This window comes from Streptomyces sp. SID14478 (genome assembly GCF_010548525.1).
Taxonomy (GTDB): domain Bacteria; phylum Actinomycetota; class Actinomycetes; order Streptomycetales; family Streptomycetaceae; genus Streptomyces.
The window spans coordinates 1-301 of sequence record NZ_JAAGMG010001495.1; the positions used below are offsets into that span (position 1 = coordinate 1).

The window sequence follows — 301 nt, forward strand, 5'->3', positions numbered from 1 at the left end:
ACTCCATGCTGTCCGGGGCCAGTTCGATCTGCGGGACGATCACGGTGGCCGGCGGGCCGCCGCCGTCCGTGTCCTCGACGGCGTCGGGGAGCCGGTCGGTGCGGCGCAGGCGCAGCACCATCGGCCCGGTCGGCCGCTCGTCGCCGACCGGGAGCGGCTCGCGCAGATAGACCAGGATCGCGTCGGAGAACGTCGGCACCGTCGCCCGGCACAGGCCCATCACGATCTCGTCGAGGTCGATGCCGCGCGCGATCCGCCGGGTCGCCGCGCCGACGAAGCGCAGCCGGTCCCCGTCGCGGCG

1 pseudogene is annotated in these 301 nt (G+C 75.4%); it reads right to left on the bottom strand.

From position 1 onward, the window contains the following. Positions 1–301, bottom strand: a pseudogene (locus G3I40_RS46305) (serine/threonine protein phosphatase); the annotation flags it as partial.